16 protein-coding genes are annotated in these 19531 nt (G+C 50.0%); 15 read left to right on the top strand and 1 reads right to left on the bottom strand.

Features of this window, described 5'->3' with window-relative positions; all coding sequences use genetic code 11:
* Window positions 1-12: 12 nt before the first annotated feature.
* A complete protein-coding gene (locus B3G15_RS11600; RefSeq protein ID WP_029342501.1) occupies window positions 13-519 on the bottom strand; it encodes a competence protein ComK in 507 nt (168 codons plus the stop codon).
* A 251-nt stretch (window positions 520-770) separates the two neighbouring features.
* On the opposite strand from B3G15_RS11600, the gene B3G15_RS11595 reads away from it, so the two are divergent.
* From B3G15_RS11595 to uvrA, 15 genes are all read left to right on the top strand, one after another.
* A complete protein-coding gene (locus tag B3G15_RS11595) occupies window positions 771-971 on the top strand; it encodes a cold shock domain-containing protein (protein ID WP_023469248.1) in 201 nt (66 codons plus the stop codon).
* Between the two features lie 279 nt (window positions 972-1250).
* Complete coding sequence (gene hpf, locus B3G15_RS11590) at window positions 1251-1814, top strand: ribosome hibernation-promoting factor, HPF/YfiA family (RefSeq protein ID WP_023469247.1); 564 nt, start codon at window positions 1251-1253, stop codon at window positions 1812-1814.
* A gap of 216 nt (window positions 1815-2030) precedes the next feature.
* The gene (secA, locus tag B3G15_RS11585; RefSeq protein WP_214746716.1) at window positions 2031-4550 is read left to right on the top strand and encodes a preprotein translocase subunit SecA; all 2520 of its coding nucleotides are present in this window, start codon (window positions 2031-2033) and stop codon (window positions 4548-4550) included.
* Between the two features lie 68 nt (window positions 4551-4618).
* Entirely contained in the window at window positions 4619-5719 is a 1101-nt protein-coding gene (prfB, locus tag B3G15_RS11580; protein WP_023469245.1) for a peptide chain release factor 2, read from the top strand.
* Between the two features lie 60 nt (window positions 5720-5779).
* The gene (locus tag B3G15_RS11575) at window positions 5780-6547 is read left to right on the top strand and encodes a class I SAM-dependent methyltransferase (RefSeq protein WP_290721098.1); all 768 of its coding nucleotides are present in this window, start codon (window positions 5780-5782) and stop codon (window positions 6545-6547) included.
* Window positions 6547-7050: a GNAT family N-acetyltransferase gene (locus B3G15_RS11570; RefSeq protein ID WP_064299411.1), complete on the top strand. Its 504-nt coding sequence runs from the start codon at window positions 6547-6549 to the stop codon at window positions 7048-7050. The genes B3G15_RS11575 and B3G15_RS11570 overlap by 1 nt, the downstream gene beginning before the upstream one ends.
* Before the next feature lie 97 nt (window positions 7051-7147).
* Window positions 7148-8017 (top strand): YitT family protein, encoded by an 870-nt coding sequence (locus B3G15_RS11565; protein ID WP_023469242.1) that lies wholly within the window; start codon window positions 7148-7150, stop codon window positions 8015-8017.
* A gap of 114 nt (window positions 8018-8131) precedes the next feature.
* Complete coding sequence (gene cccB / locus B3G15_RS11560) at window positions 8132-8503, top strand: cytochrome c551 (RefSeq protein ID WP_023469241.1); 372 nt, start codon at window positions 8132-8134, stop codon at window positions 8501-8503.
* A gap of 194 nt (window positions 8504-8697) precedes the next feature.
* A complete protein-coding gene (gene ftsE / locus B3G15_RS11555) occupies window positions 8698-9384 on the top strand; it encodes a cell division ATP-binding protein FtsE (RefSeq protein WP_029342495.1) in 687 nt (228 codons plus the stop codon).
* Complete coding sequence (gene ftsX, locus B3G15_RS11550) at window positions 9374-10273, top strand: permease-like cell division protein FtsX (protein WP_058704575.1); 900 nt, start codon at window positions 9374-9376, stop codon at window positions 10271-10273. The genes ftsE and ftsX overlap by 11 nt, the downstream gene beginning before the upstream one ends.
* Window positions 10274-10313: 40 nt before the next feature.
* The gene (locus B3G15_RS11545) at window positions 10314-11717 is read left to right on the top strand and encodes a M23 family metallopeptidase (RefSeq protein ID WP_290721088.1); all 1404 of its coding nucleotides are present in this window, start codon (window positions 10314-10316) and stop codon (window positions 11715-11717) included.
* 94 nt (window positions 11718-11811) lie between these two features.
* Window positions 11812-13236 carry a S41 family peptidase gene (locus tag B3G15_RS11540; protein ID WP_290721085.1) on the top strand — a complete coding sequence of 475 codons (1425 nt, stop codon included), beginning with the start codon at window positions 11812-11814 and terminating at the stop codon, window positions 13234-13236.
* A gap of 22 nt (window positions 13237-13258) precedes the next feature.
* On the top strand, window positions 13259-14422 hold the full coding sequence (locus B3G15_RS11535; RefSeq protein WP_290721082.1) for a PDZ domain-containing protein: 1164 nt from the start codon (window positions 13259-13261) through the stop codon (window positions 14420-14422).
* Window positions 14423-14627: 205 nt separating this feature from the next.
* The gene (gene uvrB / locus B3G15_RS11530; protein ID WP_290721079.1) at window positions 14628-16595 is read left to right on the top strand and encodes an excinuclease ABC subunit UvrB; all 1968 of its coding nucleotides are present in this window, start codon (window positions 14628-14630) and stop codon (window positions 16593-16595) included.
* 1 nt (window position 16596) lies between these two features.
* On the top strand, window positions 16597-19452 hold the full coding sequence (uvrA, locus tag B3G15_RS11525) for an excinuclease ABC subunit UvrA (RefSeq protein ID WP_290721075.1): 2856 nt from the start codon (window positions 16597-16599) through the stop codon (window positions 19450-19452).
* The last annotated feature ends 79 nt before the right edge of the window (window positions 19453-19531 follow it).

Genomic DNA, 19531 nt, shown 5'->3' with positions numbered 1-19531 from the left:
TGCGTTCATTGCTTAAGATTTGATTGCATTAAAGCGTTCCTCTAATGTCATCGCGTTCAATTGTTGATAACGAGCCATCAGCTCGCCAGTTGCTTTCATTTGGTTGCGGACGATGTAAGGAGAGGCGTTTACGGGAAGGATCATGCCATTACGAGTCTTGAGCTTCGTCTGTCCGTCTTCCTCGATGACTTCGGACATGTGGCTCCAAGCGTACCACTCGCAATCATCACGTTTCGGTGATTTCGTTGGGAAAAACACGAGGCCAAGTGTCGGTTCAATGACGACTGGGACTTTTCCTTTTACGGATGCGACACGTTTTGCTGTCACGATGCGTTCCTCGATGGAACTGTTGTATTGCCTGCAGGAAAGCTGCAGTAGTTGATACGGCCGAAGCGGTGTCATGATGGTCGAGCCATCCTCGAGTACGATGATGGATTGCTTCATCATGTCGTAGCACGGGAGAATCGCCACCGTCCGTTTCGTGATTCGATACTTTTCGTCATTATGGAATGGTCGCATTCGACTACATCCTCCTTAAGATAGGACAATGGATAAAATAGGTAATTACTAACGATATAATACAATAATACAACTGTAATGACAACGTAATTTTTTGAAATATAGACCAATAAGTAGGGAATATTATTCATTTTTCGGAATGAATTCAAATTAATCAGAATTTTTAATTGTCAATAATTCCTTCTTTTGATAGACTAAGCCGTAGAGAGCTTGCTCTCGAACTCTGGTTTGCGAAGGGAACGTGAATTTGAATGGAACAAGGTAAAGTAAAATGGTTTAATGCTGAAAAGGGTTATGGTTTCATCGAGACGTCTGACGCGAAAGACGTATTCGTACACTTCTCAGCAATTCAAGTCGATGGCTACAAATCACTTGAAGAAGGCGAAGAAGTGGAATTTGAAATCGTTGAAGGCGATCGTGGTCCACAAGCTGCGAACGTTTCAAAGATCTAATCCAATAGCAGCCGCCACCGTTTTTAGGCTATTCGCCTAAAAGCGGTTTTTGTTTTGAGTTCGAATAAAACGGGTATATACGTTAACATCAACATGCTTCAATATTATCGTACGCTAAGAACAGATGGGAATGTTCATGAGAATGTCATCGTTTTCATGGTCTTCCTTCACTTATCGTGCTATAATAAAAACGAACCAAAGAATTTCGAATATTCAGAAGGAAACGACTGAAGCATCTCGAATTCATAGGTTCAACCGGTTACTTAAGGAGGAGTTTACATGATCTACAACATTCGCGGTGAAAACTTGGACGTCACAGATGCTCTCAAGGATTACGTCGAGAAAAAGCTTGAAAAGTTAACTCGTTATTTTACAACTCCTACGGAAGCGCAAACGGCTTATGTCAATCTCAAAGTCAACAATGAGAAGCAAAAAGTCGAAGTGACGATTCCAATGCCAAACCTCTTGCTCCGTGCAGAGGATATCAATGGCGATATGTATGCAGCAATCGACCTCGTCGTCGATAAGCTCGAACGTCAGATCCGGAAACACAAAACGAAGTTGAACCGGAGAGGACGCGCTAAAGAAGGCGGCATCGGAGAGTACTTCAAAACGCTCGAAGGACCGGAAGCGGAAGCGCCAGTCTATGAAGAGGACGAGGCAGAACTCGAACTCGTTCGGACGAAGCGTTTCACACTCAAACCAATGGACACGGAAGAAGCGATTCTTCAGATGGACATGCTCGGACACGCATTCTTCGTCTTCTCAGACGCAGAAACGGGCAACACGAACGTCGTCTACCGTCGTAAGGATGGTCGTTACGGTTTGATTGAACCAGAATAATGAATGCAACAGGGACTCGCTCTTACGGGCGAGTCCCTTTTTGATATGATGGAAAACTATTTTTAAACAAGGTACGTTTGCTCTATGACGAAAGACGAAGACCGCTACTCGGTCCGCTTGTTGAAATTTGACGTCGTATTCGGTACACTGAATAAAGGAAAAATCTCGGAATTCTGTTCGTTCAAAGAATCGTTCGAAGTAAGGGGACTGTAAGGCATGGCTAATTTTCTAAAAGAATTATTTGCACCAACGAAACGTGTCCTGAAGAAAGCCGAAAAAGCAGCAGACGCTGTGGAAGCATTCGAGGCACAAATCGGTGCGTTATCGGATCAAGAACTCGAAGGAAAAGTCGTTGAATTCCGTGAGCGTCTCGCTAACGGAGAAGACTTAGATGATATTTTACCGGAAGCTTTCGCGGTCTGTCGCGAAGTGTCAACACGCGTTCTCGGCATGCGCCACTATCGCGTTCAGTTGATCGGTGGATATGTCCTGCACAACGGGGACATCGCTGAAATGAAGACCGGGGAAGGTAAAACGCTTGTTGCAACACTCCCTGTGTATTTGAATGCCCTCGCTGGCAACGGCGTTCACGTCGTTACCGTCAACGAATATCTCGCAAAACGTGACCGTGACATCATGGAGCCTCTTTATGCGGCTCTTGGTCTATCAGTCGGCTTGAATCTCTCAAGCATGTCACGTCAGGAAAAACAAGCAGCCTACAGCTGTGACATCACGTACGGAACGAACAACGAGTTCGGTTTCGACTACTTGCGTGACAACATGGTCCTCTATAAAGAAGACCGTGTCCAACGACCGCTCCATTACGCTGTCGTCGATGAAGTCGACTCCATCCTCGTCGATGAAGCGCGGACACCACTCATCATTTCAGGGTCTGCCGAGAAATCGACAGCGCTCTATTCGCAAGCAGATGCATTCGCGAAAATCATGAAAGCAGATGAAGACTACACAGTCGACATCAAGACCAAGAGTGTCCTGTTGACGGAGCAAGGGATCGACCGCGCTGAGAAATATTTCGGCATCGATAACCTGTTCGGTCTCGAGCACGTCTCACTCAACCATCACTTGAGCCTCGCACTGCGGGCGAATGCCGTCATGCATCGCGACGTCGACTATATGGTTCGTGAAGACGAAGTCATGATCATCGACCAGTTCACAGGTCGTGTCATGGAAGGACGTCGTTACTCAGAAGGTCTGCACCAAGCGATCGAAGCGAAGGAAGGCGTCGAGATTCAACGCGAATCGATGACGCTTGCGACGATCACGTACCAAAACTTCTTCCGGATGTATACGAAGCTTGCCGGGATGACGGGTACAGCGAAGACGGAGGAAGAAGAATTCCGTAACATCTACAACATGCACGTCGTACCGGTTCCGACGAACAAACCAGTCGTCCGAAATGATATGCCGGACTTAATCTTCAAGACGATGAACGGGAAGTTCGCTGCCGTCGCAGACGAAATCGAACGTGCCCACCGCGAAGGACAGCCTGTCCTCGTCGGTACGGTTGCCGTTGAGACGTCGGAGTTGCTCAGCAATATCCTCAAGAAACGTGGCATCCGTCACGAAGTCTTGAACGCGAAGAACCATGCGCGTGAAGCGGAAATCATCGAGAACGCCGGTCAAGCGAACTCGGTCACGATCGCAACGAACATGGCCGGTCGTGGTACCGACATCAAGCTCGGTCAAGGTGTATTGGAAAAAGGCGGTCTCTACATCCTCGGAACAGAGCGTCATGAATCACGTCGGATCGATAACCAGCTCCGTGGTCGTGCCGGTCGTCAAGGGGACCCAGGGGCATCACAATTCTATCTGTCACTTGAAGATGAATTGATGCGTCGTTTCGGTTCTGATTCGCTGCAATCGATGATGGATCGTCTCGGAATGGATGATTCACAACCAATCGAGAGCCGGATGGTGTCTCGTGCCGTTGAATCGGCTCAAAAACGCGTCGAGGGCAACAACTTTGATGCGCGGAAACAAGTCCTCGGCTACGATAACGTCATGGCAGACCAACGGAAAGTCATGTACGCGGACCGGGCAGCGATTCTTGATGCGGGTTCCGTGTCAGATATCGTCCGTCCGATGATCGAGCAGACGATCGAAGCAGGCGTCCATCAGTACACGCCGGTCGAGTTCGTTCCGGAAGAGTGGAGCATCGGTGCGCTTGCAGAATGGGCGAACCAGACGCTTGCGATCGAAGAGAAGGTCACGGAAAGCGACATCTTCGGAAAAGAACGCGAAGAAATCATCGAGTTGCTCAAAGAGCGGACATTCGCACACTACGAGCACAAACGGTCAGAAGTACCAGCCGAAGCATTCGATGAGTTCGAAAAAGTCATCGTTCTTCGTGCCGTTGACCAACACTGGATGAACCATATCGATCAAATGGATCAACTCCGTGAAGGGATTCACCTCCGGGCATACGGTCAAAACGACCCGCTCCGTGAATACCAATCGGAAGGTTCGATGATGTTTGATGCGATGAACGCTGCGATCGCTGAAGAAGTGACGCAATTCGTCCTTCGGGCAGATCTCGATCCAAACCTCAAACGCGAAAAAGTCGTTCAAGACGAAGTCGCCGTTTCGGGTAAGGAAGATAAAGCGGTCAAGAAAAAGCCGGTCCGGAAAAATCCAAACGATCAAATCGGACGCAACGATCCGTGCTGGTGTGGATCCGGTAAGAAATATAAGAACTGTCACGGCCGTCAGGCATAAGTGATGAATCGACTGAAAGAGAGGCAGGAGATTCCTGCCTCTTTTCACGGAAAGAGAAGGTGGAACACATGGAATTAGCAGAAATTCGCAACACCGCCGAGTGGATGGAAAAGAAACTCGACGAATATAAGGCATCACTCGACCTCGAGTCGAAGATTGCCCGGATCGAAGAACTTGAAAACGAGATGACGTACCCAGATTTCTGGAACAACCAGGAATCGGCACAAAAAGTCATCGATGAGTCGAACGGCTTAAAAGCGATGGTCGACAAATACAAAGAACTCGAAGCAGGTCACGAGAACGTCGCTTTGACGTACGAATTGATTAAGGAAGAGCCGGATGCGGATCTTCAAGAAGAGCTCGAGTCAGAACTTGGCGACCTCAAGAAGAAGTTCGAAGACTTCGAACTACAAATCCTCTTGAACGGCGAGTATGACGCAAACAACGCAATCCTCGAGTTACACCCAGGTGCGGGTGGTACCGAGTCGCAAGACTGGGCATCGATGCTTCTCCGGATGTACCAACGTTTCTGCGACAAGCAAGGCTGGAAAGTCGAAACGATGGACTACCAACCGGGTGATGAAGCGGGTGTCAAATCGGTCACGCTCCGTATTCAAGGGCACAATGCCTATGGATACTTAAAAGCCGAAAAAGGGATCCATCGTTTAGTCCGGATCTCACCGTTTGACTCGTCAGGTCGCCGTCATACATCGTTCGTTTCGTGTGACGTCATGCCGGAATTCAACGATGACATCGACATCGAAGTCCGTACGGAAGATTTACGGATCGATACGTACCGTGCCTCTGGTGCCGGTGGTCAGCACATCAATACGACGGACTCGGCTGTCCGGATCACCCACGTTCCAACAGGCGTCGTCGTCTCATGTCAACAAGAACGGTCGCAGATCAAAAACCGTGAAGCGGCAATGAAGATGTTGAAAGCGAAACTCTACCAACGCGAAATCGAAGAGCAACAAAAGAAACTCGACGAAATCCGTGGTGAAAAATCGGATATCGCATGGGGTAGCCAAATCCGTTCGTACGTCTTCCACCCATACAGCATGGTCAAGGATCACCGGACGAACTATGAAGTCGGGAACACGCAAGGAGCAATGGATGGAGACATCATGGGCTTCATCGATGCGTACCTCCGTCTCATGAATATGTAAGACAATCAACCAGTCGGACGATGTTCGACTGGTTTTTTGACCGTCAAAGGGGGAACAGTGATGCAGGAGCAAAGTCGGGTCAACAAACAGGGGTGGGAGTACCGGGCGTATGAATTTTGGGAGAAACGTGACGGAACACCAGCAGAATATGCTGCAATCATCAAACAAGATCCAGTAGCAAGCCTGAAGAAACACAGGCATCATCTCGAAGACGTCGCCGGGAAGACGATCGCGAACATCTGTGGTTCGAACGGACGCAAGGCGGTGCCGTTAGCGTTACTCGGGGCGGACGTCACGGTGTTTGATATTTCAGAGGAGAATGCCAAGTATGCGCTTGAACTGGCGCACCATGCTGAGACATCAATTCAATATGTCGTCGGCGATCTTTATGCGATCGATCTTGAACGATATCGTGATACGTTTGATCTCCTCTACTTAGAAGGCGGGATTTTGCATTATTTTGCTGATCTCGAGTGTTTTCTGCAGATTCTGTTTACAATGTTGAAGCCCGGTGGACAGTTGATCCTTAGTGACTTCCATCCGGTCGGACGCTGGATCGATGCGGATTTGACGTATCGACCGCGTTATTTCGATCAAGCGTTGCAATCAGGCGATTTGGCGTATAAGACGCACTTTACGGACGCGGAACAAACCGATTTTCCGGACGTCTCCGTCCGTTATTTTACGCTGAGCGAGATCTTAAACGGCGTCATCGCGACACGTTTCACATTAGAACGATTCGACGAGCATCGTGGCTGGAACGATGAGAATATCCCGTCCGAGTTCACGCTACTCGCATCGAAACCACTCGAAGGGAGCAATAGCTGATGATTATTCGGAAAGAAGGCTTTAAGGATGCAGCAGGAATCCGGCTTGTCCATGAAGCAGCGTTCGAACAACCGAACGAAGCGAACCTCGTTGATGCGTTACGCGAGGACGAAGCGGCGCAACCGGTCTTTGGTCGCGTCGCCGTGACCGACAAAGGGGAAATCGTCGGTCATGTTCTCTTAAGCCGGATCCATATCGATGACATCCCGTCACTTGCCTTAGCACCAGTCGGCGTCCTGCCGGTCTGGCAACGAAAGGGCATCGGCTCTGAATTGATCCGTCAAGTGATTGAGGATGCGCGGGATGCTGGCGAATCACACATTGTCGTGCTTGGTCACGACAGCTATTATCCACAGTTCGGTTTCGAACGGGCGATCGACTATGATATTCAGCCGCCGTTCCCCGTTCCGCCAGAGGTCTTTCTCGTTCTTGCGCTTGAACGAAATGGATTGCGTGGCGTTAGCGGCATCGTCCGCTACAGTCCGCCCTTTAGTGCGGTATAAAGGGAACACTGTGAGTTGTTCCGCCTCTCTAGTCGTTGTCTGACTTTTCCGCTAAAATGAAACACGAGAATCAATCGATAAGGGGAAATGGAATGTCATGACATCGACGCGTCAGGAAGTCGTGCGCGATTATGCGTATTTGTTAATCGGGTCCTTGTTCGTCGCAAGTGCCTTTAGTTTGTTTTTAGCACCGAATCAACTCGCCTCAGGAGGCGTTAGTGGCTTATCAATCGTCTTGAACGATTTGTTCGGGATCTCGCCAGGCTTGTTCCAGCTCGTCGCGAACGTCGTCTTGCTCGCGATCGGGTGGATGATCCTCGGGATGGGCTTTGGTGTCAAATCACTCGTCGGTTCAATCTTTTTACCGGTCGTCATCCTCGTCTACGAACGGTTCGATGTTCCGGCTGCGACGATGAATCCGATGCTTGCCGCGATCTTCGGCGGTGCCGGTGTCGGGATCGGGCTCGGTCTGATCTTCCGGGGACGGGCGTCGACTGGGGGAATGGATTTGATCGCGCAAATCCTGCATCGCTTCACGAAATTGCCGCTTCATCTCTGTATCGCCTTGCTCGACGGAACGATCGTCATCAGTGCGGCGACGATCTTCTCGCTCGAGATCGGATTGTATGCGCTCGTCGCCTTGTTCATCACGATCAAGATGATCGACGTCGTCCAGCTCGGGATCACGAACGACAAGCTCGCCTATATCATCTCTGATCAGCGGGAAGCGTTAGTGAAGGAAATCTTCGAGACGCTTGATCGTGGGGCGACGGAAATCGAGGCGGCAGGTGCGTTCACACGGACACGGAAACCGATGCTGATGGTCGTAGTCCGTCAAGGGGAAATCACAACGCTTAAAGAAATCGTCAAACACATTGATCCATCGGCATTCCTCGTCGTCAGTGAAGCGCATGAAGTACTGGGACTTGGCTTTACGGACGACAAACGCTACCGGAATGTGCCGTAATTGTTCCGAACTCGTGAAGTTTTTGTGAAATCACGATTAACTCTTCCGGATAACGGTTATACTCTAACTAGGTCAGAAGCGTTTACTTAGATACTTATAGAGGGGGATATCCGGATGAAGCTGAAAAACTTGTTACTCGCGTTAGGGTTAGGAACGACACTTGCGCTCGCAGCATGTGGCGGTAGTGACGACTCAAGCTCTAGCGATTCGTCAAGCACGAAGGAAGAGTCGACGATGAACGATGATTCGTCAAAGACGGAAACAGCTGTTGATGCGGAAAAAATCTTCGCGAACAACTGTGCATCGTGTCACGGGAACAACCTTGAAGGAAATGTCGGACCGAACCTGACGAAGGTCGGCTCGAAGTATTCTTCAGAAGAAATCCAGGAAATCATCAAGAACGGGAAAGGGCAAATGCCTGCTGGAATCCTCAAAGAGGATGAAGAAATCGTTGCCGTTGCTGACTGGCTCGCGGATAAAAAGTAATTATGGGATATGATGGGGTACGAGATGACACACACGACATGTGTTCGTCATTCGTGCCTCTTTTTTGTGGTATAATCGCCTGAAATGACATTTGATTGTAATGTGCGTTCAATTTCGTCCCTGTTATAATGGTGGTCGGTAGGTTTTTGGACCTATCCATTCAGCATCAGTAAATAAGTAAGGATGTGAAGTACGTGATCAAGATGCAACGAATCAGTAAGATTTATCCGAACGGCGTCACGGCACTCCGTGAGGTCGATTTGACGATCAATCAAGGCGAATTCGTCTATATCGTCGGTCCGTCGGGTGCGGGTAAATCAACATTCATGAAAATGATGTACCGCGAAGAGAAACCAACGAGCGGTTCATTTTTATTTAAAGGAATCGAAGTCGGTAAGCTGAAGAACCGTCAAATCCCCGAACTTCGTCGCCAAATCGGCGTCATCTTCCAAGATTTCAAACTACTCCCGTCATTGACGGTTTATGAAAATGTCGCCTTCGCGCTAGAAGTCGTAGGAGAAGACAAATCACAAATCCGGAAGAAAGTCCTTGAGGTCCTCGATCTCGTGAAGCTCAAGCATAAAGAGCGCAACTATCCGGATGAATTATCTGGGGGCGAACAACAACGGATCTCGATCGCGAGAGCCATCGTCAATCGTCCGTCACTCGTCATCGCCGATGAGCCGACTGGGAACCTGGACCCGGATACAGCATGGGAGATCATGGAAGTATTCGAAGAAATTTATCGCCGTGGGACAACGGTCGTAATGGCGACACACAACCGAGACATCGTTAACAAGATGCGTCATCGTGTCTTAGCGATCGACGGAGGAAAAATCGTCCGAGACGAAGAGAAAGGAATGTACGGCTATGAAGTTTAATGGATTCCGTCATTTACGGGAAGGGGCAAAAGGTCTCGTCCGGAACGGCTGGATGACATTCGCTTCTGTCAGTGCTGTTACCGTCACTTTACTTCTCGTAGGAATATTCGCAATGCTCATGTTCAACGTCAACAAGATTTCCGATAACGTCGAAAAAGACGTTGAAATCCAAGTGTTCGTCGAACGAGAAGCAGACCAGTCGAAGATTGATGCAGTGGGTGACTCCCTCAAGCAGATGCCGGGTGTCAACTCTGTTCGTTATAGTTCGAAAGAAGAAGAACTGGACCGCTTCAAGGAGCAACTTGGCGAAGGCTCACAAGCTTATCAGTCGGTTGAAAAGGATAATCCACTTCACGACCGATATATCGTCAAAGCTACCTCACCAAAAGAGACAGAAACACTTGCAAATTCCATCAAAAAAATGGAAAATGTAGATAGTGTCGAATATGGTAAGGACTATGTTAAAAAGATGTTTAACTTCCTTGAAGGAGTTCGGATCGGTGGAATCATCCTGATCGTCGGCTTGACATTCATGGCAATGTTCCTCATTTCGAACACAATCAAAGTCACGATCTTCTCCCGTCGCCGGGAAATCGAGATCATGCGCCTCGTCGGAGCGAAAAACGGATTCATTCGTGCACCGTTCTTCGTCGAAGGATTATTGATGGGCATATTAGGTGCCATCATCCCGATCGTCGTCGTCTACTTCGGTTACGAAGTCTCATACAACGCGATCCAACCGCAACTTGCTACCGTGAATGCGGGAATCTTCTCGCTGATTCCGCCAGGTGAACTGTCGGCACAAGTCGTCTTGATTCTACTCGGACTCGGTGCATTCATCGGTGTATGGGGATCAACGACATCACTCGGTCGTTTCTTGAAGATTTAAGGGATTCACTCAAAAATAAAATAGAGGAGAGATGCTTCTCATGAAAGTCCGATTCTATTCTGCCGTCCTGAGCTTAGCTTTGATTGGAACTAGTGTGTCCGTTGATGCCACGTCGAAAGAAGATTTGCTGAAGGAACAACAGGAGGTCGAAAGCCGTCTGAAAGAGACGGAACGATCACAGAATCAGACATCAGAGAAGTTAATCTTGACGAAACAGGAGCGCAAGGAAGCCCGTGCGCAACTGGATGAAGTCAACAGCCGTTTGGATGATTTAGCGCTTAAAATAGCCGATCAACAAGCGGCTGTTGCTGCATCTAAGGAACAATTGCGTCTGACGGAAGAAGCGATTTCCGAGACGTTGAAGGAACTGCATCAGCAAGAAGATTTGCTCGGAAGCCGATTGCGTGCCGTTCAGCAAAAAGGAGACGTCAAATACATCGAGGTCTTGCTCGACGCGAAGGATTTCGGTGATTTGATTTCGCGTTTCAGTACGGTCAGTGAGATCATCAAGCAAGACGATAACGTCTTGCAAGCCTATAAGGCGAACGTCAAGCAGCTGAACGAACAGCGCTCGGAACAAGCGTTATTACTGGAGAGCATGAAACAGGAACAACGGAAGTTACTCGTGCTTCAGACGCGGATCATCGCGGAGTCTGATTTGAAGCGAAAGCTCGTCGTCCAGTTGAACACAAAGGTCAAGGAACTACAACAAGAGCAGTTCTCGAAAGCCGAGGAGGCGGAAATCCTCGCGGATCAGCGTCGTCTGATCCAAAACGAATTGATTGCTCTGCAAGAAGCCGAACGGAAAGCAAAAGAAGAAGCGAAACGTAAAGCCGAAGAAGCGGCACGGGCAGCAGAAGCCAAGCGTCAAGCGGAAGCCGCAGAAGCTGCCGAAGCTGCACGAGAGGCAGCGGCGCAGGAACAGAAACAAGGAGAAGCACCGAAAGCAGAGACACCAAAAACAGAGACGTCGGTTCCTGAGACCGAGACGCCAAGTGCAACACCGGATACGAGTGCTGATGTCGACGTCAGTCGCCCGTTCCACTTACCAGTCAAAGGTTATGTATCGTCACCATTTGGTCCGCGGAACAATCCATTGACAGGGAAACCGGAGTTGCATACGGGCATCGATCTCGTCAACGCGAAAGGAACGCCGATTCACGCGGCAGCTGGAGGGATTGTCCTCCGTGCCGGTAGTGCGACCGGTTACGGGAATGTCGTCATGGTGACGCATTTGATTGACAGACAGGTCTATACGACCGTCTATGCGCATCTTGACTCAATCAGTGTGTCGGCGGGGCAAACGGTCATGCCTGGTCAAACGGTCGGGACGCTTGGCTCAACCGGCTGGTCGACAGGACCGCATCTGCATTTCGAATTGCATAAGGGAGAGTGGGCGGTCGGACAACCGAATGCAGTGGATCCGGCACCGTACATCTTTTGACATCCCACAGAATACCGAAAAGATAGGGTAACCTATCTTTTTTTGCTATACTGAAAAAAATACTGCGTTTTTTAACGGAAGTGGGGAATCAAGCGTGAAAAAATCTACAACAGCAGTCATCGCGGTCAGTACCTTCGGGCTTGGTTTAGGGGCAGGCGCTGTCGGGATGCTAGCGGCTGGCGGAACGGATTCTGTCTCGACGTCATCGTCGTCTGCGAATGCGACGGGTGATTGGAAAAAAGTTGATCAGGTCCGTCAAATGATCGAACAGAACTATCTAGAGGACGTAACGGATAAGGAACTGCTGGACGGTGCGCTATCCGGTATGGCGGAAGTGCTTGACGATCCGTATTCCGTCTATATGGACGAGTCGGAGACAGCATCGTTCAATACGAATCTATCGTCTTCGTTTGAAGGGATTGGTGCGACGCTTGAACAAAAAGGCGAATCGATCGTCATCGTCTCACCGATTAAGGGATCACCCGCTGAAAAAGCCGGGATCAAACCGGGTGACGTCATCTTAGAAATCGACGGCAAGTCGACGAAAGGGCAAAAGACGGATCAGGCGGTCAAGAAAATCCGTGGTGAAAAAGGAACAAATGTCGTCCTGACGATTCAACGTAGTGGACAAGATGCGATGGACATCACGATTAAACGGGATACGATTCCGATCGAGACGGTCTATACGTCGACTGAGGACGTCAACGGGAAGAAGATTGGTGTCTTGCAAGTGACACAGTTCTCAGAACCGACGGCTAAAGAGTTCGAGGAAGGGCTTGCGAAACTCGAGAGTCAGAACATCGATGGACTCGTCATCGACGTCCGTGGGAATCCGGGTGGTCTCTTAACGGCTGTCTCGAGCATGATTGCACCGTTCATTCCGAAGGACGTTCCGATTTATCAAGTCGAGAACAATAAAGGGGAGCGACAGCAGGAATTCGGGAAGGCAGACGAGAAGAAACCTTATAACATCGTCGTGCTCGAAGACGGCGGATCCGCGTCTGCGTCTGAGATTCTGGCAGCCGGTCTGAAGGAAGGTGCCGGGGCTGAGGTCGTTGGTACGAAATCGTTCGGTAAAGGCATCGTCCAAAGTGCCTACGACTTAAAGGACGGTAGTGATTTGAAGTTGACGACGAACAAATGGCTGACGCCGGACGGCAACTGGATTCACAAAAAAGGAGTCAAGCCGACGATCGAAGTCAAACAACCAGATTACTTCAACGTGACGAAGATCCTGACTGATCAGAAGTCGCTTGAAGTCGGTGATTATGGAAAATCGGTCGAAAACGCTCACTTAGTCCTCGAAGCGATCGGTTACGAGCCAAAAGGACAGGATGGGTATTTTGGTGACACGATGAAGCAAGCCGTTGAAGCTTTGCAAAAGGATGCGAAACTCGACGTCACTGGAAAAATCGATCAGCAGACAGCGGGTGAGATGGAGACGCGTCTCCTGAAGAAACTCGAGGACGACAAAAATGACGTCCAGCGGAAAAAAGCACTCGAGGTCGCTGCTCAATAATAAGGAATGGAAAGAGGTCTGAATGCGCGTGGAATTACTCGATGAAATTGGTTGGACCGCGATTAGTCTCATCGCCAGTCCGACCTTGTGGTTAGCACTCCTTGTCAGTTGGGTCATCGGCATCCGGCGTGTCAAACGGGAACGTGGACTATTTCGCTCCCGGACACACGGTAAACGAAGCGATGTCCTCGAAACACTTTTACCTGGGTTACTAATTGGTCTCGTCTTATCGGTCGTCAGTGGCTGGCTCGGATTGACGCTGACGCCGCAATACGCTCTGTTGTTACTCGGACTCTCGAGCGTCCTGTTGTTGGTCGGGATCGTTCGCTTGAACGTACCGCTCTGGCCGATCGTCTTGCTTGGACTTGCCGGCTGGTTCCTAATGGATTCACGTCTTGATCCGGTTCGAACGGTTGAGTCGAAAATGATTTTATTGCTTGCGACGTTAACGCTCGTCGCGGAATGTCTCCTCGTCTGGTGGCGCGGAAAGCGACGCCTGTCACCGTCACTCGTCGTTTCGAAGCGTGGTCGCTTCATCGGTGGGCTGTCAGCGAATAAACTTTGGCTATTGCCTTTGCTCGTCTTTGTTCCGGGCGACGTGCTTGAAGCCTGGTGGCCACGTTACAGCTTTCCAGAGCTCGTTCCGATCGTTCTCTGGTTACCAATCGGCTTCAGCTTCCTCTTTACGGGTAAGTTGCCGAAAGAATTGATGCGTCCGCTCGTCCAAGGACGTTTGATTACGAGTCTCGTCGCGATTCTATTGACGGTTCTTGCATACGTCACGGGACAAGCTGAATGGCTGTACGGGATCGTCCTGTTGCTCGTCCTGCACATCCTATTGCATCAGCGGGTCAAACGCTTGAACCGGGCACAGACACCATTGTTCCTCAATGGAACGCGTGGTGCCGTCATACTCGGAACGCTACCTGATAAACCAGCTGCCGAGATGGGCTTGATTCCGGGCGAAGCGATCTATAAGGTCAATGGTGAGAAGGTCGATTCGGAAACATCGTTCTACGAAGCCATCCAAAAACACAAACCGTATCTGCGTCTTGAAGTCATGAACCATAACGGCGACATCCGGTTTGCGCAACGTGCCTTCTATGAACAAGATCATCATGAACTTGGTATTCTGTTCGTCAACGAGCCGGTCCATGGTCGCACTAAAGTGCGGTCCTTGCATTAACGAGTACATCCCTGTCACGGAACAGCCGTGACGGGGATTTTTTTGTCGGCAGAAAAATCGAGGATCAACACTCGAAGCAAAAAGAAACTTTTGCATTTTCGAAAAAAAGGGTAACTTCCTAAAAGGAGCACTTCATAATCGAATGTTTGTTCGTAAAGTGGTACAATAAAAATAGATTTTTTACGTGATGAGGGGGAAGCAAACGATGGATTTTGAACTCGTTTCACCATTTGAGCCAGGCGGTGATCAGCCGACGGCAATCGAAAAATTGGTGACTGGGCTAAAACAAGGCGAACGACATCAGACGTTGCTTGGGGCGACCGGTACCGGGAAGACGTTCACGGTCTCGAACGTCATCAAGGAAATCAAGAAACCGACGCTCGTCCTTGCCCACAACAAAACACTAGCGGGACAACTCTACTCGGAGTTCAAGGAATTCTTCCCGAACAATGCGGTCGAATACTTCGTTAGTTTTTATGATTATTATCAACCGGAAGCGTATGTCCCATCGACGGATACGTTCATTGAGAAGGACTCTTCGATCAACGATGAGATTGATAAACTACGTCACTCGGCGACGTCCGCCCTGTTCGAACGGGAGGACGTCTTGATCGTCGCGTCTGTTTCGTGTATCTATGGTCTCGGTAACCCGGAAGAGTATAACAATCACGTCTTGTCACTGCGTGTCGGCAATGAGATGGGGCGAAACGAGATGCTCCGTCGTCTGATCGACATTCAGTATGAGCGTAACGACATCGACTTCCAGCGCGGACGGTTCCGCGTCCGCGGAGACGTCGTCGAAATCTTCCCGGCGTCACGCGACGAACAGTGTGTCCGGGTCGAGTTCTTCGGTGACGAGATCGAACGGATCCGTGACATGGATCCGCTGACAGGTGAGATCGTTGCGGACCGCGAGCACATCTCAATCTTCCCGGCGTCCCACTTCGTGACGGGGGATACCCGTCTGCAGAAGGCGATCGCGAACATCGAGAAGGAACTAGAGGTCCAGCTTGCGAAGTTACGTGAAGACAATCAGTTGCTTGAAGCGCAACGGCTCGAACAACGGACGAACTATGATCTTGAGATGATGCGTGAGATGGGCTATTGCTCCGGAATCGAGAATTACTCGCGTCACTTGAACTTGATGCCGGAAGGGGCAACACCGTATACGTTGCTCGATTACTTCCCGAAGGACTTCTTACTCGTTGCCGATGAGTCGCACGTCACGCTGCCACAAATTCGCGGGATGTATAACGGGGACCAGGCACGGAAACAAGTCCTCGTCGACCACGGTTTCCGTCTCCCGTCGGCAAAAGACAACCGTCCGTTACGGTTCGAGGAGTTTGAGGAAAAAGTCAGTCAGGCGATCTATATCTCGGCGACACCAGGACCGTATGAACTCGAACATTCAAAAGAGATGGTCGAGCAAATCATCCGTCCGACCGGTCTCGTTGATCCGACGATCGAGATTCATCCGATCACGGGACAAATCGATTACTTGATGGATAACATCCGTGACCGGGTAGCGAAGAACGAACGTGTTCTCGTGACGACACTGACGAAGAAGATGGCAGAAGATTTGACTGATTACTTGAAAGAGAATGGTGTCAAGGTCAACTATATGCACTCGGAGATCAAGACGCTGGAACGGATTGAAATCATTCGTGACTTACGACTCGGAAAATACGATGTCCTCGTCGGGATCAACTTGTTACGAGAAGGACTCGATATTCCAGAAGTCTCACTCGTAACGATTCTTGACGCCGATAAGGAAGGGTTCTTGCGGTCGGACCGCTCGCTGATTCAAACGATTGGTCGGGCGGCGCGGAACTCGGAAGGACACGTCATCTTGTTTGCTGATAAAGTCACCGATTCGATGCAACGCGCGATCGATGAGACGGAACGCCGTCGCGCGATCCAGATGGCGTTCAACGAAGAACATGGCATCACGCCGCAGACGATCAAAAAAGACGTCCGTGGTGTCATCAGTACGACAATCGAGAGCGACGACACTGTCGAAAAACTCGAGAAGTTCAACAAACTCAAAAAATCGGAGCGTGAAACGTTGCTTGAGCAGCTCGACCAAGAGATGCGTCAAGCGGCGAAAGACATGCAGTTCGAACGAGCTGCTGAGCTCCGCGACCTCATATTAGAATTGAAAGCAGGTGCCTAAGTTGGGAGAAAAGAAGAATCAGATTATCATCAAAGGCGCTCGCGTCAATAATCTACAAAACATCAATGTCGAAATCCCCCGCGATCAGCTCGTCGTCTTGACGGGCTTGTCCGGGTCAGGGAAATCGTCGCTTGCCTTCGACACGATTTACGCGGAAGGACAACGACGTTATGTCGAAAGTTTATCAGCCTATGCTCGTCAGTTCCTCGGACAGATGGATAAACCGGATGTCGACACGATCGAAGGACTGAGTCCAGCAATTTCAATCGACCAGAAGACGACGAGTAAAAACCCACGTTCAACGGTCGGAACGGTGACGGAGATCTATGATTATCTGCGTCTGTTGTACGCACGGATCGGTAAACCGATTTGTCCGAATCACGGAATCGAGATTTCGAGTCAGACGATCAGTCAGATGGTCGACCAAGTGATGGAGTTACCGGAGCGGACGCGTCTGCAAATTCTCGCGCCAATCGTTTCCGGACGCAAAGGAACGCACGTCAAGGTACTTGACGATTTGAAGAAGGAAGGTTTCGTCCGCGTCCGTGTCAACGGAGAGACGATGGATCTCGCCGAAGAGATCTCGCTTGAGAAAAACAAGAAGCACTCGATCGAAGTCGTCGTTGACCGTGTCGTCGTGCGACCAGACGTCGAAGCCCGTCTTGCGGACTCACTGGAGACTGCACTTCGCCTCGCGGACGGTCGGGTCATCGTAGATACGATGGACGGCAACGAATTGTTGTTCAGTGAACATCATGCTTGTCCAATTTGTGGCTTCTCAATCGGCGAACTCGAACCACGGATGTTCTCGTTCAACTCACCGTTTGGTGCTTGTACGTCATGTGATGGTCTCGGAACGAAGCTTGAGGTCGATGTTGATCTCGTCGTGCCGCATCCCGATAAGTCATTGAACGAAGGGGCAATCGTGGCGTGGGAACCGACGAGCTCGCAGTATTATCCACAATTACTCAAAGCGGTCTGTGACCACTTTAAGATCGATATGGATACACCGTTCGAACAATTGTCAGAAGAACATCGCGAAACGATCTTGAACGGAAATACGAAGGAAGAGATTCACTTCCGTTATGAGAATGACTTTGGGATGGTCCGAAATACGAACCTCTACTTCGAAGGGGTCCTCAATAACTTACAACGTCGTTTCAAGGAGACGTCGTCTGATTATATTCGGGAACAGATGGAAGGCTACATGGCGAAGAAAGCCTGTCCGACGTGTAAAGGACACCGCTTGAAACGGGAATCGCTCGCCGTCAAAGTATCCGATCACCATATCGGTGAAGTGACGAAGATGTCCGTCAAACAAGCGGTTATGTTCTTCGACGAACTGCCGGAGAAATTAAGTGAGAAGGATCAGACGATTTCGCGGATGATCGTCCGTGAGATTCACGAACGGGCGTCGTTCCTTGAGAACGTCGGTCTCGATTACCTGACGATCTCACGCGCAGCCGGTACGTTGTCCGGTGGGGAAGCGCAACGGATTCGTCTTGCGACACAAATCGGTTCGCGTCTGACGGGCGTCCTCTACGTTCTCGATGAACCATCGATCGGTTTACACCAACGTGATAATGATCGTCTGATCAATACGCTGAAGGCGATGCGTGATCTCGGCAACACGTTGATCGTCGTCGAACACGATGAAGACACGATGATGGCAGCCGACTACTTGATCGATATCGGACCTGGTGCCGGCGATCACGGTGGATTCGTCACGGCAGCCGGGAAACCGGAAGAGTTGATGCAGGATGCGAACTCGTTGACTGGTCAATACTTGTCCGGGAAGAAGTTCATTCCTGTTCCATCAACACGCAAAGAGCCAGACGGTCGGATGCTCCATATCCACAAAGCATCGGAAAACAACTTGAAGAACGTCGATGTCGATATTCCGCTTGGTCTGTTCGTCGCTGTCACCGGTGTCTCGGGATCCGGAAAATCGACGTTGATCAATGAAATTCTCTATAAGACGATTGCGCACGAGATGAACCGGGCGAAAGAAAAACCGGGTGCTCATAAAGGGATCACGGGTCTGGATCAAATCGATAAGGTCATCGATATCGATCAGTCACCAATCGGTCGGACACCGCGTTCGAACCCTGCAACGTATACGGGTGTCTTCGACGACATTCGTGACGTCTTTGCTTCGACGAACGAAGCGAAACTCCGTGGTTACAAAAAAGGGCGTTTCAGTTTCAACATCAAAGGTGGACGCTGTGAAGCGTGTCGTGGCGACGGGATCATCAAGATCGAGATGCACTTCTTACCGGACGTCTACGTTCCGTGTGAAGTCTGTCACGGGAAACGTTATAACCGCGAAACACTCGAAGTGAAATATAAAGGCAAAACGATTGCCGACGTGCTTGAGATGACGGTTGAAGATGCCCTTGCCTTCTTCGAGAACATTCCGAAAATCACGCGGAAACTGCAGACGATCGCTGACGTCGGTCTGACGTACATGCGTCTCGGTCAACCCGCGACAGAACTGTCCGGCGGGGAAGCACAACGTGTTAAACTGGCGTCCGAGTTGCATAAACGCTCGACTGGGAAGACGATCTATATTCTCGATGAGCCGACGACGGGACTCCACGTCCATGATATCGCGCGTCTGTTGAAAGTCTTACAACGACTCGTCGACAATGGTGATACGGTGCTCGTCATCGAACACAACTTGGATGTCATCAAGACGGCCGACTACTTGATTGATCTCGGACCTGAAGGGGGCGACGGTGGCGGAACGATCGTTGCTGCCGGTACACCGGAACACATCGCTGAAGTTGAAGCATCTTATACGGGACGATACCTCGCACCTGTCCTTGAACGCGACGCGGCACGAATTGAATCGTGAAACTTTTGTGGATGAGGATTCGTAGGAAGGAACTAAGGGAACTTAAACGAAAGTATCATGTAACACACGTTTGAGGTTC

The organism is Exiguobacterium sp. UBA1053 (genome assembly GCF_002316465.1).
GTDB classification, from domain to species: domain Bacteria; phylum Bacillota; class Bacilli; order Exiguobacteriales; family Exiguobacteriaceae; genus Exiguobacterium_A; species Exiguobacterium_A abrahamii.
This window is presented reverse-complemented; position numbering and strand designations above follow the sequence as displayed.

Excerpts from the sequence above, each read along its gene's own strand:
- uvrB (WP_290721079.1), top strand. The coding sequence starts at position 14,628 with ATGGATTTTGAACTCGTTTCACCATTTGAGCCAGGCGGTGATCAGCCG.
- ftsX (WP_058704575.1), top strand. The coding sequence starts at position 9,374 with ATGAAGTTTAATGGATTCCGTCATTTACGGGAAGGGGCAAAAGGTCTC.
- prfB (WP_023469245.1), top strand. The coding sequence starts at position 4,619 with ATGGAATTAGCAGAAATTCGCAACACCGCCGAGTGGATGGAAAAGAAA.
- B3G15_RS11535 (WP_290721082.1), top strand. The coding sequence starts at position 13,259 with ATGCGCGTGGAATTACTCGATGAAATTGGTTGGACCGCGATTAGTCTC.
- B3G15_RS11600 (WP_029342501.1), bottom strand. The coding sequence starts at position 519 with ATGCGACCATTCCATAATGACGAAAAGTATCGAATCACGAAACGGACG.
- secA (WP_214746716.1), top strand. The coding sequence starts at position 2,031 with ATGGCTAATTTTCTAAAAGAATTATTTGCACCAACGAAACGTGTCCTG.
- hpf (WP_023469247.1), top strand. The coding sequence starts at position 1,251 with ATGATCTACAACATTCGCGGTGAAAACTTGGACGTCACAGATGCTCTC.
- B3G15_RS11575 (WP_290721098.1), top strand. The coding sequence starts at position 5,780 with ATGCAGGAGCAAAGTCGGGTCAACAAACAGGGGTGGGAGTACCGGGCG.
- cccB (WP_023469241.1), top strand. The coding sequence starts at position 8,132 with ATGAAGCTGAAAAACTTGTTACTCGCGTTAGGGTTAGGAACGACACTT.
- B3G15_RS11570 (WP_064299411.1), top strand. The coding sequence starts at position 6,547 with ATGATTATTCGGAAAGAAGGCTTTAAGGATGCAGCAGGAATCCGGCTT.
- B3G15_RS11565 (WP_023469242.1), top strand. The coding sequence starts at position 7,148 with ATGACATCGACGCGTCAGGAAGTCGTGCGCGATTATGCGTATTTGTTA.
- B3G15_RS11595 (WP_023469248.1), top strand. The coding sequence starts at position 771 with ATGGAACAAGGTAAAGTAAAATGGTTTAATGCTGAAAAGGGTTATGGT.
- B3G15_RS11545 (WP_290721088.1), top strand. The coding sequence starts at position 10,314 with ATGAAAGTCCGATTCTATTCTGCCGTCCTGAGCTTAGCTTTGATTGGA.